This is a genomic window from Calothrix anomala FACHB-343, assembly GCF_014696435.1.
Taxonomy (GTDB): domain Bacteria; phylum Cyanobacteriota; class Cyanobacteriia; order Cyanobacteriales; family Nostocaceae; genus Aulosira; species Aulosira anomala_A.
In genome coordinates, this window is the sequence record NZ_JACJQG010000008.1 from 71,696 (window position 1) to 91,503 (window position 19,808).

The 19,808-nt window shown below is 41.7% G+C and carries 15 protein-coding genes; 3 read left to right on the plus strand and 12 right to left on the minus strand.

Annotated elements, in window-relative coordinates:
- Positions 1 to 103 precede the first annotated feature (103 nt).
- The 9 genes from H6G08_RS06110 to H6G08_RS06150 form a co-directional block, all read right to left on the minus strand.
- Positions 104 to 1,141 (minus strand): AI-2E family transporter, encoded by a 1,038-nt coding sequence (locus tag H6G08_RS06110; RefSeq protein WP_190539659.1) that lies wholly within the window; start codon positions 1,139 to 1,141, stop codon positions 104 to 106.
- 90 nt (positions 1,142 to 1,231) lie between these two features.
- The gene (locus H6G08_RS06115) at positions 1,232 to 1,870 is read right to left on the minus strand and encodes a lysophospholipid acyltransferase family protein (protein ID WP_190539661.1); all 639 of its coding nucleotides are present in this window, start codon (positions 1,868 to 1,870) and stop codon (positions 1,232 to 1,234) included.
- A 109-nt stretch (positions 1,871 to 1,979) separates the two neighbouring features.
- Positions 1,980 to 2,861: an ACP S-malonyltransferase gene (gene fabD / locus H6G08_RS06120; protein ID WP_190539663.1), complete on the minus strand. Its 882-nt coding sequence runs from the start codon at positions 2,859 to 2,861 to the stop codon at positions 1,980 to 1,982.
- 88 nt (positions 2,862 to 2,949) lie between these two features.
- Entirely contained in the window at positions 2,950 to 3,942 is a 993-nt protein-coding gene (locus H6G08_RS06125) for a beta-ketoacyl-ACP synthase III (protein ID WP_190539665.1), read from the minus strand.
- A gap of 120 nt (positions 3,943 to 4,062) precedes the next feature.
- Complete coding sequence (plsX, locus tag H6G08_RS06130; protein WP_190539667.1) at positions 4,063 to 5,088, minus strand: phosphate acyltransferase PlsX; 1,026 nt, start codon at positions 5,086 to 5,088, stop codon at positions 4,063 to 4,065.
- A gap of 274 nt (positions 5,089 to 5,362) precedes the next feature.
- Complete coding sequence (locus H6G08_RS06135; protein WP_190539669.1) at positions 5,363 to 6,835, minus strand: leucyl aminopeptidase; 1,473 nt, start codon at positions 6,833 to 6,835, stop codon at positions 5,363 to 5,365.
- Positions 6,836 to 7,019: 184 nt separating this feature from the next.
- Complete coding sequence (locus H6G08_RS06140) at positions 7,020 to 8,105, minus strand: EcsC family protein (RefSeq protein ID WP_190539671.1); 1,086 nt, start codon at positions 8,103 to 8,105, stop codon at positions 7,020 to 7,022.
- Positions 8,106 to 9,027: 922 nt separating this feature from the next.
- Complete coding sequence (locus tag H6G08_RS06145; RefSeq protein ID WP_190539673.1) at positions 9,028 to 9,858, minus strand: alpha/beta fold hydrolase; 831 nt, start codon at positions 9,856 to 9,858, stop codon at positions 9,028 to 9,030.
- Positions 9,859 to 10,210: 352 nt separating this feature from the next.
- The gene (locus H6G08_RS06150; RefSeq protein WP_190539675.1) at positions 10,211 to 10,936 is read right to left on the minus strand and encodes a lysophospholipid acyltransferase family protein; all 726 of its coding nucleotides are present in this window, start codon (positions 10,934 to 10,936) and stop codon (positions 10,211 to 10,213) included.
- A gap of 371 nt (positions 10,937 to 11,307) precedes the next feature.
- Here H6G08_RS06150 and metG point away from each other — a divergent pair, with 371 nt between their 5' ends.
- The 3 genes from metG (at position 11,308) to lptC (ending at position 14,961) form a co-directional block, all read left to right on the plus strand.
- Positions 11,308 to 12,909: a methionine--tRNA ligase gene (metG, locus tag H6G08_RS06155; protein WP_190539677.1), complete on the plus strand. Its 1,602-nt coding sequence runs from the start codon at positions 11,308 to 11,310 to the stop codon at positions 12,907 to 12,909.
- Between the two features lie 163 nt (positions 12,910 to 13,072).
- Positions 13,073 to 13,702, plus strand: a complete 630-nt coding sequence (locus H6G08_RS06160) for a LabA-like NYN domain-containing protein (RefSeq protein WP_096643008.1) — start codon at positions 13,073 to 13,075, stop codon at positions 13,700 to 13,702.
- The gene (lptC, locus tag H6G08_RS06165) at positions 13,702 to 14,961 is read left to right on the plus strand and encodes an LPS export ABC transporter periplasmic protein LptC (RefSeq protein WP_190539679.1); all 1,260 of its coding nucleotides are present in this window, start codon (positions 13,702 to 13,704) and stop codon (positions 14,959 to 14,961) included. The genes H6G08_RS06160 and lptC overlap by 1 nt, the downstream gene beginning before the upstream one ends.
- Before the next feature lie 85 nt (positions 14,962 to 15,046).
- Here lptC and H6G08_RS06170 read toward each other — a convergent pair whose 3' ends face one another.
- From H6G08_RS06170 to H6G08_RS06180, 3 genes are all read right to left on the minus strand, one after another.
- Positions 15,047 to 16,372 carry a D-alanyl-D-alanine carboxypeptidase gene (locus H6G08_RS06170; RefSeq protein ID WP_190539681.1) on the minus strand — a complete coding sequence of 442 codons (1,326 nt, stop codon included), beginning with the start codon at positions 16,370 to 16,372 and terminating at the stop codon, positions 15,047 to 15,049.
- Between the two features lie 813 nt (positions 16,373 to 17,185).
- On the minus strand, positions 17,186 to 18,706 hold the full coding sequence (locus H6G08_RS06175) for a peptidoglycan-binding domain-containing protein (RefSeq protein WP_190539683.1): 1,521 nt from the start codon (positions 18,704 to 18,706) through the stop codon (positions 17,186 to 17,188).
- 523 nt (positions 18,707 to 19,229) lie between these two features.
- The gene (locus H6G08_RS06180) at positions 19,230 to 19,805 is read right to left on the minus strand and encodes an SH3 domain-containing protein (protein WP_190539685.1); all 576 of its coding nucleotides are present in this window, start codon (positions 19,803 to 19,805) and stop codon (positions 19,230 to 19,232) included.
- Positions 19,806 to 19,808: the final 3 nt, after the last annotated feature.

A 19,808-nucleotide genomic window follows, 5' to 3' on the forward strand; every position in this document is an offset into this window, starting at 1 on the left:
ATTCAAAATTCAAAAATAATTAATTTGGGTATAAAAAGCGAAGCATCATTATTTCAAAACCACGGATAAATCCGGGGTGATTGATAATTTTGCATGAACATTACTAACTCTCTGCTTGCATTTCCTCAATTTCAAATAGAGAGACAATTACACCAGCTATAGGAATAGATATAAAAACTCCTAGCAAACCTGCTACTCTCGCACCTACTAGCAATGCAAAAAATACTACTATCGGGTTTAGATTCAGCGCACCTTGCATAATTCGCGGCGCAATTAAGTTATCTTGAATTTGCTGAAGAATAATGCAAGCAATAAATACTTTTACAGCTAGCCAAACATTTTGAGATAATACAATTAAGGTGATAGTACTAACTCCTAATGTTGCGCCGATACCAGGTATAACATCTAATAGACCCACAATTACTGATAATAGTAAGGCGAAAGGCACGTTTAAAAGTAAAAATACTAATAAAGTCGCACTGGTTAAAAATAAAGTTAATAGCAATTGACCGCGAAAGAATCCTAAAAAGCTGCGTTGGATAACTTTATTAAATCTAGTGCGGCGCTGTCTGGGCACAATTTTTAATATTAATTGCCAAATTTTCTCGCCATCTAACAGCATAAAGAAGGCAATTACAGCAATTAATATAAAAGTGACAAAATTAGTTAAAAACTGTTGTAAAATAGTTAAACTATTAACTAAGCTATTAACAGCTTGATTACGTAATTGCTCTTGAATAAAGTCTAAATCTATTTGCAAGTTGCGGTTGCGTAAAAATGTTTCTAATCGCTCTATGAAAGGAGCTAAAGAATTTAAAAAAGTAGTAATACTATCTACTAATTGTTGACCTTGGGATAAAACAGCTAAACCTAATGTAATTGCTATTCCGCCAATAATCACAATGCTAAGGAGGAAAACCAAAAAAACAGCGATACCGTGGGGTAAAAACCGCCGCAGCCATTGTACGGGATAGCTAAGTAAAAAAGCTAAAATGGCGGCGAAGGTAAAAATTACAATCACCCCTTGAAAGTATTCTAAAAGTAGGATGCTTGCCCAGCCAGAAGCTACTAACAGCAAAAAACGGACTAACGCTAAATTATGTAATCGTTCCCAAAAAGTCTTAGCTTCAAAGGCGCTCATAAGGAATTCAAAAAAGGCATTGTATTTAAACCTACAGAAACCTAAGAGCGATCGCTACCTCCTTTGAGCAGATTTTTCTGGTTTTCTAGCTTATCTTCCTAAATCATGCATCTGGTTAATTACATCGGCGCATTTTTGCGTCAGCGCTTGTAATTCCTCTTTATTTGTGGAAGTAGGTGCATCAATTACCTTACCAATTCTCACAGTGATGGGAACTGCTTGGGGTATTGACGAGCCTTTTTGTAAAATTTTCTCCGTACCCCATAAACTAACTGGTAAAATCGGTGCTTTCGCCTTCGCGGCTAACAAAGCTGCACCTCTTTTGGGGTCTGTAATTCGACCATCTGGGGTGCGGGTACCTTCCAAGAAAACACCGACAGCCCAACCATTTTCAATACATTCTAAAGCAGAACGAATAGCAGTGCGATCGGCTGAACCCCGGCTGACAGGGTACGCACCATATAATTTAATTGCTTGCGCCAAAACAGGTACTTTAAATAACTCCTCTTTCGCCATGTACGCCACAGGACGCAGCACGCAGTTAGAGACAATTGGCGGGTCAAAGTAGCTAGCATGATTACTTATCACCAATAAAGGCCCGGATTGCGGTACATTTTCCGCACCCTCAATCCGGACGCGAAAGTAAGTATGTAGCATAGGGCTGACCACTGACCACTTAAAAGCGTGATACAGTGCCAAACTAATTAATGGTTCTCGGCTTTTGGTCATTGGTCAATAGTCAATAGTCAATAGTCAATGGTCAATGGTCAATGGTCAATGGTCAATCTCCCCCTTGTCCCCCTTGTCCCCCTTGTCGCCCTTCCCTAGTCCCTAGCCCCTAACTAGGCAACTCAGAGGCGTTACGAATATTTTCTAAGCTTAAATCAGAGGTGGTACGTTTAATTAAACCAGTTAGCACGTTACCAGGGCCGATTTCTACTACTTTCTCAATACCAATGGTGGGAAGTAGTAAGGAAATTTCTCGCCATCTGACTGAACCTGTCATTTGATTGATGAGGCGCTGTTTTAAATTTTCTGGCTCAATGCTGGGTGCGGGTTCGACGTTGGAAACTACGGGGACGTTAGCAGGTTGGAATTCCACAGATGCAAGAATTTCTTGGAATTCTTGCGAAGCTGCTTGCATTAAGGGGGAGTGGAATGCACCGGAAACTTTTAACGGGATGGCGCGTTTGGCTTTAACTTCAGACATTACCTTTTGTACGGCGTCTGGAGTGCCAGAAATGACGACTTGGGCGGGGCTGTTATCATTGGCTAGGACTGCATCAGGTGTGGCGGCGATCGCTGTATCCAACTGTTCGCGATCAAAGTTCATCAGCGCCGCCATCATTCCCCCAGAAACGCTATCCATGAGTTCAGCGCGACGCTTGACTAGGCGTAAGCCTTCAGCCCAACCAAATACACCTGCAACATAAAGGGCTATGTATTCGCCTAAACTGTGACCGGCGACTAAATCTGGTTGTTGTCCCCGTTCCCTAGTTAAGTCAGCAAGAATGGTTTCTACTACATAGAGACAAGGCTGAGTGTAGAGAGTACGCGATAACTCTTCTACTTCACTTTGGCACTTTTCGATGACAGACCAGCCTAAGATAGTCTCAGCTTCGGCAAATCTCTCTTTCGCCAAAGGTATATCTAATAAATCTATTCCCATTCCTATAGCTTGGGAACCTTGTCCGGGAAACACCCATGCAGTTTTAGTCATTGGTCAATTGTCATTGGTCAACAGTCAACAGTCAACAGTCAACAGTCAACAGTCATTTGACTATGGACTATGGACTCTTGACTAAGCTTTATCTTCCCCACTGGAATATTGCTGCACCCCATGTGAGTCCAGCGCCAAAGCCGGATACAGCTATTGTGTCATTGGGTTTGATTTTACCTTGCCGCACGGCTTCGTCTAAGGCGATGGGGATGGAGGCGGCGGAGGTGTTGCCATAATTGGCGAGATTACTAATTACTTTATCGTTGGGAATATTGAGGCGTTGAGCAACCGCATCCAAAATCCGTTGGTTGGCTTGGTGTAAGACTAGCCAATCTATTTGGTCGATGGTGAGGTTAGCCTGAAATAAGGTTTTATCGATGACTTCTGGCACCTTTTGCACGGCGAAGCGATAAACTTCTTTGCCGTTCATCGTAATAGGATGATATTTACCTTGGCTGATGTTGACGCCAGGAATCAATTCTTTAGCAGCAGCTTGATAGGCGAGATTCAGGTAGTGGTTTTGGCTGCCATCACTTTTGAGTGTAAATCCTAGCAAGCGATCGCTCTCATTGGCTTGCAATATTACTGCCCCTGCACCATCACCGAACAATACACAGGTGCGGCGGTCTTGCCAATCTACCCAGCGAGAGAGGATGTCTGCCCCGATCAAAAGTACATTTTGATATACGCCAGTTCTAATGTATTGGGCAGCCGTTACTAGTCCAAATACAAAGCCAGAACAGGCAGCAGTTAAGTCAAAAGCTACGGCTTTGGTTGCGCCTAATTCAGCCTGGATTTGACAAGCACTGCCAAATAAATCATCAGGGGTAGAAGTTGCCAATAAAATCAAGTCTACATCTTCTGGAGTAATACCCGCTTGGGCGATCGCTTGACGACCAGCTTTAGCTGCCAGTAAACTCAAAGACTCTGTTGGCGATGCTACTCTTCTTTGGCGAATTCCTGTCCTAGTGGTAATCCATTCGTCGGATGTTTCCACCAGTTCAGTCAGCGCTTCATTTGCTAGGGAAGTTTCTGGTACTGCCGAGCCACTTCCAGTAATTGCTATGCCTAACTTATGCACTCCTTGTCTCCCGAAATCTCACCTATCAGCTGTTAGTCATTAGTAATCATTAGTCGTTAGTTATTCACTATTGACTAATCGCTGTTTTTGTGCTTTATATTGCTGTATTTTGGCTGATTGCTAATCACTATCACGCTGTAGGGCTTCATATTGAGACCGAAGTCGTTGTAGCACTTGATTGTCTACAGCTTCTTTGGCCATGCGAACTGCATTAAAAACTGAAGGTGCTTGTGAGCTACCGTGACCAATTAAGCAAACTCCGTCCACGCCTAAGAGCAAAGCACCGCCATGTTCTGCGTGATCCATGCGCTGCTTAATTCGTTTGAGGTTGGGTTTTAAAATTGCTGTACCGATTTGACCGTGCAAGCCTTGGGGTAATTCTTCTCGGAGAATTTGCAAAATCACGCCGCCTACGGCTTCAGCAAATTTCAACAGAATATTGCCGACGAAGCCATCACAGACAATCACATCAAAGTCGCCTGAAAGCACATCACGCCCTTCGGCATTCCCCTTAAAAGAGATTTGGGAATTTTCCCGCAGGAGTTGATGGGCGCGCAAAACTACTTCATTACCTTTGGTGTCTTCTTCGCCGATGTTCAACAAACCTACTTGTGGTTCATCTGTACCCAGCACATACTTACTGTAGGCAGAACCCATCACAGCAAACTGCTCTAAAAATTTTGGTCGGCAGTCTACATTGGCACCCACATCAAGTATAAGTACTTGCTTGCCAGCTTTAATTGTGGGAAACACTGTGCCAATTGCGGGGCGGTCAATTCCCGGCAATCGTCCTAGACGCAGCAAAGCCGAGGCCATAGCTGCCCCAGAGTGTCCGGCTGAGAACACTGCATCAGCTTGCTGTTGTTTGACTAGATCCATCGCCACATTAATTGAAGCCTTACGTTTGCGCCTAACCGCGTTTAAAGGCTCCTCATCCATTGCGATCGCATCCTCAGCAGGAACGATCTCTACCTCCGCCATGTTGGTTTTTGGCGGTAGGGAAGCTTCAATTTGTTGGGGATCACCCACCAACAGGACTTTTACACCCAATTCTTCTCGCGCTCGTATTGCGCCAGCTACGATTTCAGCGGGTGCATGATCCCCTCCCATTGCGTCAATTGCGATCCTTACGCCAGTCGATCCCATTGCTTAGAGCTTTTAGAAACCTTACAAATTTTACCAGATGGCTTGTACCGAAAAATCGGAACTTTAGACTGCCAAATTACTCTGCCTACTACGTAAGAGTTTCTGGCAAGCCCAACATAACATGAATTGGTGGTGTGTGGGGGGATTGGAGGCAAGGGGGCAGGGGGCAGGGAGCAGGGGGAGGGGGACAAGGAGGACAATTGTAGAGACGCGATTCATCGCGTCTTTGCCCAATGCCCAATGCCCAATGCCCCATGCCCCATGCCCAATGCCCTTAACTCAACACCCAATCAACCAGAGTTCTGACACCGAAACCGGTGGCACCGGGGCCGTTGTAGCCGTTTTCTTTATCTGACCATACTGGGCCAGCAATATCTAAGTGTGCCCAAGGGGTGTCTTTAACGAATTGTTTGAGGAATAAAGCAGCTGTAATTGCACCGCCGGGACGGGGGCCGGTATTTTTCATGTCGGCGATGCCAGATTTTAGCCCCTCAAAATATTTTTCTTCCATTGGCATCCGCCAAATCTTTTCGCCGGTGTTGGCTGCGGCTTTTTCTAGCTGGGAAGCTACACCATCATCGGGAGTAAATAAACCGGCAATATCATCACCCAAGGCGATAACATTGGCACCAGTGAGGGTGGCTAAATCCACGATCGCATCTACGCCTAATTTATCGGCATAAACTAAGGCGTCAGCAAGGGTTAAACGTCCTTCAGCATCGGTGTTATTGACTTCAATGGTTTTGCCATTGGAAGCTTTAAGGATGTCACCTGGGTGCATCGCTTTACCGCTAATCATGTTTTCGGTGACGGCGGAAATAAAGTGTACTTCGACACCAGGCTTTAATTGGGCAATGGCTTTGGCTGCACCTAAGGTGGCGGCGGCTCCACCCATATCAATTTTCATAGTTTCAATTCCGCTACCAGCACCTTTAATGTTGAGTCCGCCGGAGTCGAAGGTTAAGCCTTTACCAATAATTGCTAGTTTGCGTGTGGGTGCGCCTTCTGGCTTATAAGTTAGGTGAATAAATTTTGGTGGCAAATCGGAAGCTTGGGCAACTCCGAGAAAAGCACCCATACCTAACTTTTCACAATCTTCCTTTTCTAAAATTTGCAGTTGTAAACCGTGGTCTTTGGCGATCGCTTGCGCAGTTTCCGCCATTGTAATCGGTGTTACCTCATTGGCTGGGGCTGCTACTAATTCTCTAGCTAAAATTACCCCGGAAACTATTTGATTTGCTTTGGTAATAGCGGCTTCTTGTCCGCCAAATCCTAGTAAATCTACTGTTTCAACTTGTGATTTATTTTCTTCAGATTCCGACTTAAAGCGGGTATCTTGATAAAGCGCTAATTGTACACCTTCCGCGATCGCTTGAGCAGTTATCGCTGGATCGTTGTTCCATAATGGAAAACTAAAACCTAAAACTTTACTTTTTTGCTTCTTCGCTACTCGCCCAACAGCCGCAGCTGCGCGTCGCAAACCATCTACTTTCAGTGAGTCAGCTTTTCCCAAACCCACCAAAATCACTTTTTTTACAGGAGTACTAGCAGCTATCCGCGTAAAAATAGTGCTATTGGCTTTACCCTTAAATTCTTCTTCGGCAATAAGTTCTTTCAAAATCCCGGCAAATTTACTATCTAAAGTCGCCAATTCGCCAGTTAACTCTACGCCATCTTCAAATAAGCCAATTGCTAAAGTATCTCCTGTCCACTCCAATAGAGAGGTATCACTCGCTCTAATTACCATTTTGGGATTTTGTGTAAAACTTCTTGTACCAGTATTGCTTAAAAATCTCTATTCGTGCTTAGAAAGATTAGGGGTATGGGAAGCAGAGGGGCAGGGAGCAGGGAGCAGGGGGACAAGGAGGATAAGGGAGACAAGGGAGACAAGGAGGATAAGCAACTATTGACTATGGACTATTGACCATTGACTATTGACCAATATCAAATTTCTTGGCGATCGCGTCAATAATATTCTGTTCTACCTCTGTAGTTTCACCGTTAATATGGGCAATTTTCTTACATTGGGCTAGCAAGGGAATGGCAAAATCACGATTGAGTTGATTCAGCAGGCTATCTAAAGGTTGGGGCGATTTGATATTCTGGGCGATCGCATTTAATGAATTCTCACTCAGATTAATCACTTTTAATTCTGGAATAATTTCCGCCCAAGTTTTATCAGGATGACTGGCAAGGATCATGTGTACTAAAATTTGATCCATTACCGCTTCTTGTGCGATCGCAGTTTCTAAATACCTTTCACTTTGTTGCTTTAATGTATTTAATGTCTCTGGGGAATTGAGAGACGTAGATTCATCTAACTTGGCTTCGTAAAATCGACAAGCAGCATAGCCCAGAGAATAAATCATTGTCGCATTAGAACTAGCTGCGATCGCTGCACCAGCAAAGGGTACATTTCGCAGCAAACCTAAACCCGCAGCTTTCAATAAACGACTACCGCCCAAAGCTAAACCAAAAATTGCTAAAACTTCGCCCTTACGCGCCGAATCTTTTAAATCTAATCCGTAGGCGGCAGCAATTTGATATAACATTTCCGATTGCAATTCTGTTGTTGCCGCCAAATCAATGGCTAATAAAGCTGCTGCTACTCCTGGCAAAATACTAGTAGCTAATCCAATTCCACCAGCTTTCGTAGCTTTTTCTACCATGATGCGGTGAGAAATTTGGCTAGGTGATTCTTGGGGATACTGTTGTTTTAGTTTATTGACTGTATCTTGGGCTTTTTGTAAATCAATATTTGCACTTGCACCAATCAACCAATTAAGATTTAAGACACCAGATAATTTGCGAATTAGCCAATTTTCACCAAGGCTATTAACTAAATTCCCGGTATTTTGGGTAGATTGTTCAATTAGCTTGTGGGTTTGCTTCACAAAATTTCCGGCTACCCAGCTTACAGTTTCAGCAACAGTTTCTAAAAATGATTTTTCATCTTTTTTTGTATTCTTAACAGAAGAATTATTTTCTTGCTGATTTATTTTAATTTTCTCTGCCATTGCTGGGCACCTTAATTGTTAAGCCTTGCTATTTTGTTTGTAGCAAAGATGCCCGAAATTAACCTCTTTCTTTGAGAATAAGTCGTTAGTTAATCATCAACTATAACCATTCGACAATACAGTTCAGTTAAGCATTACTTCTTTCTATTTCTTCTTCTCTCCGCGTCCTTGGCGTCTTCTCTGCGAGACGCTGCGCGTTGGCGGAAGCCTCTCGAAGAGAAGGCGGTTCATTAAAAAAAATTGAGCATCGTAGTACGCAACTCGTAGGGTGCTACTGGTGAATTAGGGGTAAGATCCATCGCTAATCCCGAAATCCCGCCCTCACCCTCAAGGGTGGGGCTAACCGAACAAAGCCTGCCTCCGCAGGCTCAATTTCTTTAGCCTGCGGAGGCAGGCTTTGTAGCATTAGCCCCAGGCTTATAGCCTGTGGGCGATCTGTCGGACAAGCGAGAAAAGTGTTTAGATCGACATTGAGGGGTTAACCGCTTTTTGAGTATCTTCATCAAAACAACATAATTAAACCGATTGTCATCATCCAAAAGGCAAATTACTTCACAATTGAGTGAAAAACTTACTCATTTTGCCTTTTTGCTTACTCATTTATCGAAAACGCTTACTTAAAAAGCTTTAACGCTTACTCATTTTGGTGTTTTCCGCAGATGAAAAGCTTTAACGCTTACTTAAAAAGCTTTAACGCTTACTCATTTTGGTGTTTTCCGCAGATGAAAGGCTTAAACGCTTACTCATTTTGGTGTTTTCCGCAGGTGAAAAGGTTAAACACTTTCTCATTTCGGTATTTCACGAACTTATTTTGCGCTACAGCTTACCCAAAATAAAATTAGGGATTGAACCGCTAAGACGCGAAGTACGCTAAGAAATAAAAGATTAAGAGAATTGAGAGTATCTTGAACAAGAAAGGCTATTATCTGACAGCATCTCTAATTTTCATCGCCTGACTCAGTACTGCGCCACTTGACAAAAATTGATTGTCCCTCAAAATTTCATAGAGATTCGTCTGACTCTCTAGTAAGCAAGCATGTCCACTCTCCGGTAAAACTACCATTTGGCTGTGAGGAAATATATTAACTAGCCGCTTGACTTCCTCTACAGAAGGTAATAGCCGATCCTGAAGACCGGCGATGAGTAATACTGGTTGTGTCAGTTGGCGTAGTTTTTCTTCTTCAACCTCAAATTCGCGTAGTAAAGCCACGCGCCACATAATTGTTTCGGGGGGTACGGAACGCATACTTTTGAGTAGTTCTTGGCGATCGCTCTGCGTCATCCGTTGTAAAGATGCTAAAAATGGTAAAAGTCCTAACGCGCCGATTTCATACAGCCAAGGATGTACTAGGTAAGTTAGCTGGGAAGCCCAGGTGAACCAAGGACGTAATTTAAAGCTAGAAGCCGGGTTAATTAAGATAATTCGTTTAAATAACTGGGGTGCTTGGATGGCTACTTTCATCGCTAAACAACCACCAAAGGATTCACCACACAGATAAATGGGGCGCTGAGAGTTTTTGGTTAACTCAGTATAAATTAATTCCACTACGTTATTGGTGAGTACTTCCCAGGTAGTCAAGTCTTGACGGGGAATTGCTAAACAGCGCACATCAAAACCCGTTTCCAATCCCGCAGTTTGCGATCGCAATAGTTGACCGGTGCCATCCATTCCTGGCAAATAAACAAATAGGGGAGATTCTGGCTGAATACGTTTAGGAGTGAGGAAACAAGGCTTTAACTCAACTTCTGGCATTGTCAACTTTTAATTAATTTTGTTATGTTTATTAACTTTACTTGGTGTTAGCTCAATATTTTTTAAGTTTGGGCGTTCATTTGCAGTTAATTTGTGAATTTATATACATTTTTGGTCAAAAATCTTAGCTAAAAAATCAAAATTAATATACATATATATTGTGCAATTTTTGTGTAAATTCTTGCCAAAAAAATTTACAAATTCCCTAATTTAAAACTCCTTGACATTTAATTTTTGCTAGTGCTATCACTAAAAAGATTGTCCTGCGGTCGATGTATAGGCAATTAATCTATAGTAAGTATCGCTATGATGTTGTAGATGGTGAGATAAACCATCCACAATTGGAGATATTTTAATAACAACCTTGGCGAAGTAAGTTGGCGATTTCATCATGACAGCTATCTGTCAGTTCAGCCACAACATTTTTCGCTTGTTTTCCTTGATATTGTTTTTGATGTTGGGGCTTAATCCAATAGGGATTACCAATTAACACTGCGACTCGACGATAGATAACCAAGGGATGCCAACCTGGTTGATTAAACAAAGCTTCGCTGGGGTCGAAGAGACTTAATAGGCGTAACGGCACAGATGTGGTGTTGACTTCTTCTAAAGAGGCGATCGCGATTGGTAAAACCGCCAAGTCTCTCACCGATGCTCGTAATGCCAAATGCGCAAATCCTCGCTGAAATTCGCCAACATGATGGGGCTGAGTATATTTTACCATTGGCTCAGTGCCTTCAGGAAACACTCCCACCATCTGTTTGGACTGCAACAGCATCTGCGATTGGGCAAAAAAGCTCTGTTGGCGTTTATGAGTATCCTCTAAAGGAAAGCACCCCAATTGACCTGTCACCAATTCCCGCAGAATTGGTACTTGACCCATGTAATGATGACAAGCAAAGCGGATAGGAGTGGATAGCGCCGCCATTAAAATCAGCGCATCCATAAAGCTGCGGTGATTGCTGACGACTAAAACACTAGCATCACGGGGAATCCGATCCTCGTAATAAAGAAGCATTCTCGTTGATAATGCTGCTAATGACCATCGAGAAATCTCCAGAGGATTATTTACATTCATAGCAATCAATATATTTTTCCGAAAATATCGCAGTTTATCTTGACTTAAGATTACATTTCTTCACCAGTATCACGACTGTCTTCAGGTAGAAATGTCTCCTTCCCAAGTCGTCTATATTTTCTGAGTCAGGATTTTTGTATTTTTAGCCACAATCAGTCCAATTAAACGCTTTACTAACTATGTGTTAGCCGCTATTTTTTAACTATTGCCATAAATTAGCTGGCGTTATATCAGTCATAAAATAATTGGTCTGAATAGATTTGCTAATATTAAGGTGTCATTTGAAAAAAAAGTAGCAATGTTATATAATTACGTGGTTTTGCCGACAAAAGTAAGATAAAAACGTTTTAATAAGTTGTTTTTAATTGTGCATGAATCTAGTGAATAAAAAAGTAAAAACATTTGCACTGACAACACCGCTATATTATGTCAACGATGTCCCTCATGTTGGTAGTGCTTATACAACGATGGCTGCTGATGTCGTAGCAAGATTTCAAAGGCTTTTAGGAAATGAAGTCCTGCTCATTACCGGAACAGATGAACATGGTCAAAAAATCCAGCGTTCAGCAGAAAATCTCGGCAAAGCGCCCCAGGAATTTTGCGATGAAATCTCTTTGACTTTCTCTTCTCTGTGGGAATTGCTGAATATTAAATACGATCGCTTTATTCGCACTACCTCACCCCGTCATGAGGCGATCGTCAAAGAATTTTTCCAGCGAGTGTGGGATGCTGGTGATATCTATCAGGGACAACAAAAAGGCTGGTACTGTGTATCTTGCGAAGAATTTAAGGAAGAACGCGAACTATTAGAGGGAAACCGTTGTCCCATTCATACCAATAAAGAAGTTGAGTGGCGCGACGAACAAAACTACTTCTTCCGCTTATCCAAATACCAAAGTCAACTCCAAGCACTTTACGCAGCCAAACCTGATTTTATCCAGCCAGCAAGTAGGCGTAATGAAGTCCTTAACTTCGTCAATCAAGGGTTGCAAGACTTTTCTATTTCCAGAGTCAATTTAGATTGGGGTTTTCCTGTACCAGTAGATCCCCAGCATACCCTTTATGTCTGGTTTGATGCGCTGCTAGGTTATGTCACAGCATTATTAGAACCGGATGAGGAACCCACTTTAGCTAATGCTTTAGCTAAATGGTGGCCGATGAATTTACATCTAATTGGTAAGGATATTTTACGCTTTCATGCAGTGTACTGGCCTGCTATGTTACTAAGTGCTGGCTTACCCTTACCAGAACAAGTATTTGGACATGGTTTTTTAACTAAAGACGGGCAAAAAATGGGTAAAAGCTTGGGGAATACCCTCAACCCCGTAGAACTTGTCCAGCGTTATGGTAGCGACGCCGTTCGTTATTACTTCCTTAAGGAAATAGAATTTGGCAAGGATGGCGATTTTAATGAAGTTAGATTCATTAATGTTTTGAATGCAGATTTGGCAAATGATTTAGGTAATTTGCTCAATCGTACCCTCAACATGGTGAAGAAATACTGCGGCGGTAATGTACCAGCAATTGCTAGTGCAGCCATTCCCGTAGAAAATCCTTTAAAAACGATTGGGTTAGATTTAGGAGAAAAAGTCAAAAATGCTTACTGTACGCTAGCTTTTAATCAGGCTTGCGAGGCTATTTTATTGCTCGTGCAAGCCAGCAATAAATTTATTGATGAACAAGCTCCTTGGACATTATACAAGCAAGGACAACAGGAAAAATTAGAACAAGTGCTGTATGCAGTTCTAGAATCAGTTAGACTAGCTGCTTATCTGTTGTCCCCAGTAATTCCTAATATCAGTAGCGATATTTATCAGCAATTGGGCTTGGGAATTAACTTTAATGAGCCAAGAGAAAGTGCGATCGCCGCACCTTTCGATGTTCATGCCAGCTGGGGGTTACTATCGGATCAACAACAGTTGGGTACACCCCAACCAATTTTTAAACGCATAGAAGCTCCAAAAAACGATTAGTATTTTCATTTTTTGATTTTGCCTAATCTCTAATTCTGTCAAAAAAAGCTTGGGGCTATAGAGATTAGCCCCAAGGGATTATGATAAATCGCTGTCAATTCCAATGAAAAAAGTTAAAAACAGTATCAAAAATCACAAGGATAATAATTGAGGTATGACATCAATGTTGAATAATTTAGAAAATGATTCCATATTTACCCCGGAACAAGTTTTAGAAAATCGGGGTCGTGTAGCTATATTTATTGATGGTTCAAATTTATTTTATGCGGCACTGCAATTAGGAATCGAAATTGATTACACCAAGTTACTTTGTAGATTAACTGGCGGATCTAGACTGCTACGGGCTTTTTTCTACACTGGCGTAGATCGCACCAACGAAAAACAACAAGGCTTTTTGTTGTGGATGCGGCGCAATGGCTATCGAGTCATCGCCAAAGATTTAGTCCAGCTACCAGACGGCTCAAAAAAAGCCAATTTAGATGTGGAAATAGCCGTAGATATGATGGCCTTGGTTGACTCTTATGATACCGCCGTCTTAGTCAGTGGTGATGGCGATTTAGCCTATGCAGTCAACTCAGTGAGCTATCGGGGTGTCAGGGTAGAAGTAGTCAGTTTACGTTCCATGACTAGCGACAGCTTAATCAACGTGAGCGATCGCTATATTGACTTAGAAGCAATCAAAGAAGATATCCAAAAAACCCCCCGCCAAAGCTATCCATACCGTCCTTTATCGGGTATGGGCTTTTTAGACGATCCCAGAGACGCTGATGGACATTTAGAAATTCAAGATTAATGAAGCAGGACGCGCATAATTATCGAGGGAGACGAGTTTCACAACAACAGGGGGGAATTATTCAAGCACATTTCCCCCAATTATTTTTCCCAACAATTCTCAGTGCTTTACCAAAGAAAATCAATTGGTTGCGTCTCCCTTTGATATTTTTCTTATTATTTAGTTTAGTTGCTTGCAATAACAAAGCTAATAATAATCAAGCAAATAATTCTGGCGAACAAAATACAGATAGTAAATTAACTTTTTTTGGTGTAGCGTTTGAACAATTTGATGAAGTCGGAAGACCAATTTGGAAAGTTAACGCCAAAGCCGCAAAATATACAAAAGAAAAACAAATCGGTGAAGCCGAAAGCCCCTATGGCGAACTATATCAAGATGGCAAAGTAGTATATCAAATTAAAGCCGAACGAGCAGATATTGAACAGGATGGTAAGCAATTATTTCTTAAGGGTAAGATAGTCGCCACAGACCCCAGTAATGGCATTGTATTGCGCGGTAACGAATTAGAATGGCGACCCCAAGAAGATTTATTAATTGTGCGCAATCAATTAACAGGTAGTCATCAAAAACTCCAAGCAGTAGCCCAAGAAGCAAAAGTTAAAACCCGCGAACAGCGCATGGAATTTTCTGGAGGAGTAGTAGCAAACTCCTTAGATCCCCAATTGCAAATGCGCACAGAACATTTAATTTGGAAAATTAAAGAAGAAAAATTAATTGGCGATCGCCCCGTACAAATTGACCGTTATAAAAACAATCAAATTACCGACCGTGGGCGCGGAAATGCGACAGAAATTAATTTAAAAACCAAAATTGCCACTGTAAAAAATAATGCCCAGCTAGAATTACTAGACCCACCCATGCAGATAACTAGTAATTCTATGACCTGGAACATGAATGCTGAAACTGTGACAACAAATTCGCCGCTACGGGTATTTCATAAGGCAGAAAATGTCACAGTTACTGCGAATCAAGGAGAAATGAAGATACCACAAAAAACAGTTTATTTAACAGGTAATGTTAACGCTATTGGACAGCGTCGCCAGTCTCTCAAATCGCAAACATTAACTTGGTATCTAGACAATAAATTATTGGAAGCAAAAGGTAATGTATCCTATCGACAAATTGAGCCACCATTAAACTTCGCTGGAGATACAGCCGTTGGCAACCTGCAAACAGAAAATATCGTTGTCAAAGGCGGTGGAAGTGGTAGCAGAGTCGTTACAGAAATTATTCCTCAAGAGAAAGGAAGAGGGCAATAATGATTAGTCAATGGTCAATGGTCAATGGTCAATAGTGATTAGATAATTGACTTTTGACTTTTGACTTTTGACTTTTGACTTTTGACTAACTCTTAAACATAACCTGATTGCGGCTGGTTGCGCCTAGTTCGGGGAGGTTGTTGACGCTGGTGGAATGAGGGGTTAAAGCTGCGGGGATTTGGGGTGCTAGTTGGAATGTTTGCACGAGACGCTGTAGCAATTGATCTTGTCCTGTACGGAAACCGGAGACATTATTACCTCGGTTGATAATCGCAAACCAGACTAAACCGCGATCGCGTGTGGGTATAACTCCTGCTAAAGCACTAACATCTCGTAGCGTCCCAGTTTTCATTACTGTACCAGCCGGCATGTGTCTGGCGTGCATTGTCCCCCGATGATCGAACCCAGACATGGGAAATAAATCGGCTATGGTGAGATTATTAACTACAGCTTGTTGTTGCAGTGCCATTAGCATCGCACAAGCAGCACGGGGAGAAATACGATTTTCTGTACCTAATCCCGAACCATTGATTAGCTGAATTTCGCCTTCTGGAACTCTTGCTAATTTGGCTGCGGTTGCTTGGACTACCGTATGTCCGCCCACTGACTCGGCTAGCATTTCTGCGATATCATTGTTGCTGTAAACGTTCATCTCTTTGATGATTTGCTTCATCGGTAAAGACAGATGACGAATTAGCACAGCACGTTGAGCGTTTGGTTGAGCTTCGACTTTCACAGTACCCGCGATCGCTACTTGTGGTTTTGCTGTCCCCTTAGGCATGATTGAATGAATGTAAATCGCCGGACGAGTCCAAGTAGACGAATTTAGCGCTTGTTTAAAGATTTGCCCAGCTAATAGGGGATGGCGCTGGAAATTCATCGAAAAAGAGCCAGTTATTACCAAATTTCCTTTTACCTGCTTAATTCCCATGCGGTTGAGAGTATTTCCCAAAGCGATCGCTTCTTCCCAAACCATCATCGGATCGCCACCACCCGTAATGACTAAATCGCCTTGCAATACACCATTAACTATTGGCCCTGTAGCGCTGACTAAAGTCTCAAACTGATGATTTGGCCCCCAAGTTTTAAAAGCAACCAGTGAAGTAGCAATTTTAGTTAAAGAAGCAGCAGGTAAAGGTGTTGTTCCTTGATGATTAGCCATCAACATCGGCCCCGACTGCATCCAAATTCCTTGACTTGGTGCGAGATTTTGTTCTATTAGTTTCGATGTAATCAGCCCCTTCAAATATTCTTGGACTGTATTAACACTAGCTGGATTAGGATCGGGAGCTACAACCAAGCCAGGGCTAGTTTGCCAAGCCAATGCATCTAAAGCATCCAAAGGCTTAATTTGTAAGCCAGCCATTTCTAGCCAAATTGAAACTAAACCTGAACTCAATAACTCCAGCATTCTTGTTGTCCTCTATTAGGATTATTTAAGATTTGCGAACTAGTTTACAGTGCTAATATACAAACTTTTTGCTGCCGATCAGCATGGAGTCATAATAACTAGTGTTTTTCCCAGATAAAAGTAAGGCAGATAACATAGATAAGGTGTGATTTTTACATCATTAACTAACTAGTAAATTAGTAAAATCTACTAACTATAAACATAGTAAATATCATTGCACCTTGATTAAGATAATTAATCGGGCACAATTAAATTTGCGGGTGAGAATTAAGTCACACCTGGAAGTAGGTATAATTAATTTTTGCCACTACTGACACACTTACATAAACAAATTTCCCTCAGAGAAATCCATGCTGTAGCAAAAGTTGTGTGCATTGGTATAGCACTATAACACCAATTCAGCAATAGGTCTCAACAGAAAATAGTCAACTTAGCCATTGAGAGTGAGAACAAAAAGGACAAGGGAGACAAGGAGGACAAGGAAGATAGGTGTTTGCAACTCCTAAACGGATTGCTATATATCGATGTTTTTCATATCCATTCATAGATAAACAATGATAGTGATGATTGTTTATCTATGCTGAATACAATTCTCTGCCTAACTTTCTCCAGAAAACCCAATCTATCAAGAAAATTTCTCCCGCACCTAATCCCTATCCCCTAACCCCTAATACATTTCATTAATATTAGTAGCTCATTCTCTGCGTACCTTTGCGCTTACCTTTGCGCACCTTTGCGTTTAAATATTTTACCCTCAATGAACCACGATTTTATACAAAACTGTACTAGCCCCTAGCCCCTAGCCCCTATTCCCTAAAAATAATCAACCCTTGCATCTAAACCATAAGAACGTAGCTGCTTAGAAAGATTTTCTGCTTCTGCGCGATTGCTAAACCTCCCCGCATTGACATAATCACCTAAACCTGATTTTTCCACTACAGGATTAGCGATATATTGACGTACTTTGTTGAGAGTATCAGCATTATGAATTGGTATTACTACCACATAGCCTTTTTGATTATTATTATTGCCGTTAACTTCAGTGGGATTATTTGACCATAAGGCTTGCCAAGTTTGAGGATCGACATTTCCCGTTGGTGTTAGTCGCATATATTGTTGAAAAGCATACACATATTGTCTGGTGTTTTCACCGTAATAGCCATCGGGATTACCATTAAAAAAGCCTAATTGTAACAATCGCTCTTGAATAGCTCTTACATTATCTCCACTATCACCAACTGTGAGATAATTTCTACCTGGTTGGATAGGTTTACTTTGATTTTGTGCAACTGCCCGTACTGCTTCTAAAGCTTGAATATTAGCTATACCATCAGCAGGTAGTTGATAATTTCGCTGGAACCGGATTAGCGCATCCCTAGTTAAAGCGCCAAAATTACCAGTCGGATTAGCTGTTAAATATCCCATCTCCCGTAAGAGTTCTTGCAATTCGCGAATTTGTACGGAAGAAAGACTATTTCTTTCAGGTGAGATCGCAGTTGAGGAATTGAATAGTCTGTTCCAAGTTTGTTGATCTGTAATCCCATTAGCATATAAACCAGAGTTGCTCTGGAATGCAATTAATGCATCTCTTGTCAAGGGGCCAAAATTACCGGTGGGATTAGCATTCAAATAACCTAACTCTTGCAAACGCTGTTGTAGTCTGGTGACTGCTGGGCCTTGACTACCTTGGGAAAGAATCGGGTAAGCTCCTCCTTGGCTAGGAGTGTTAAATTGTGCTGGTTGGACTCTGGGAGGAACAACAGGATTACGAGGAACTTTAGCACCTTGCTGATAGCGAATGTATGCTTGCTGAGTTTGGGGGCCAAAATAGCCTGTAATGGGGCCTTGAAAATAGCCTAAGCGCTGTAAACGCTGTTGGAGTTTAACAACTTCTGGGCCTCTGCTACCTAAGCGCAGATTACCACCGACATTACTATTAGCAACTCTACCTTGGCAAGATTGTTGTAGCGATCGCTCTGTACCCACACCCACAACACCATCAGCAGGTAATTTTTTGGCTTGCTGAAAAGCAATTACAGCTTGCTGGGTTTGGGGGCCAAAGTTACTATTAATCGGGCCGTTAAAATATCCTAATTTTTTCAAACATCTTTGGATATTGGCTACTTCTGGGCCGTTACTGCCAAATTTTTGCAGTGCTAAACTTTGTCCAGCTATACTGACAATACCTAACGTAATTCCTAAAGATAAAAAACGCATCAAAACTGCGCTAGATAGCTTTGTCCAATTCCAAAATCTGAAATTTATAGGCACAATATCAGAATTTGCAGATACTTTGGAATCGCTGTTGATAGGTAGAGCACTGATAATTTTCATAAGCTAGATACAAGAAAATTCTGATTATTAACTAAGTAAAAATTTTTATACGTTTTGTAGTGCGATCGCGTCATCTAAATATCTCAGTAGATGAACGTTCCCACCATCATCGCCAGCATTACATAGAGAAAACTCAATCAACCATAATTCACATCACGGGAATATAGCCTTGCAACACAAGGATTATTACTCTCAAAACAGGTAAGGCTTTAATCTTTTACCTTTTTTGTGAAGTTACTTTTGAGCTACATTTGTGAGGAATTTTGGCTACCAGTATACTATAAAATAAAGATAAATTGAAACAATTAATACATAAAAAATAACCTGGTAAGCAAGCCTTAACCAGGTGGTTGAAATAAGCTATTCTGCTTTTAAGTTGCACAATCCATTGTGAGGGCTGTTAACAGTCAACAGTCAACAGTCAACAGTCAACAGTCAACAGTCAACAGTCAATAGCCCTTATTAGTAGTTATGCATTAGACGCCCATTAGCTTACCTATTCAGTGAAAATTTATCAGTCTATCTATTGGTTTTCTGGTTGCTGATTTTCTGGTTGCTGGTTTTCTTGTGGCGCTTGTGGTTGTTGAGTTTCCTCGTTATCGTCAACTCGTTGTGTATTACCAGCTTTGACCCAACCTTCTTGATTAGTATCTTCTTGGCGAATTTTCTGCCAGAGTTTATCAGGACTTTCCTCTAAAATTACCACTTTTTGATTAAAACCAACCCCACCAACACGTTCAGCATCTTGCTTTGGTTCCGATCGCAAACTCAAACCTTGAGACCAAGTAACTTTTCCGCGATAAGCTCCATCTGGTAAAGGTTTGGGTGATGCTTCATCTGTAGGCGATTCTGTGGGAGTAGGCGAAGGTGAAGCTGAAGGTGAAGCGCTAGGAGATGGTGACGCAGTAGATTGAGCTACTTTTCCCGTCGGTTTTGGCGATTGGACTTTTTGAGATGGGTTATCGTTGGGAAAAATTGGTTTTGATGGTGGTATAGCAGTGCGATTCATGAAATACAGCGCTGTAGCTACACCACTACCGATTAAAATAGCGATCGCCAACAAAACACCAAGTATAAATTTTAGTACGTTAGTAAACATAAT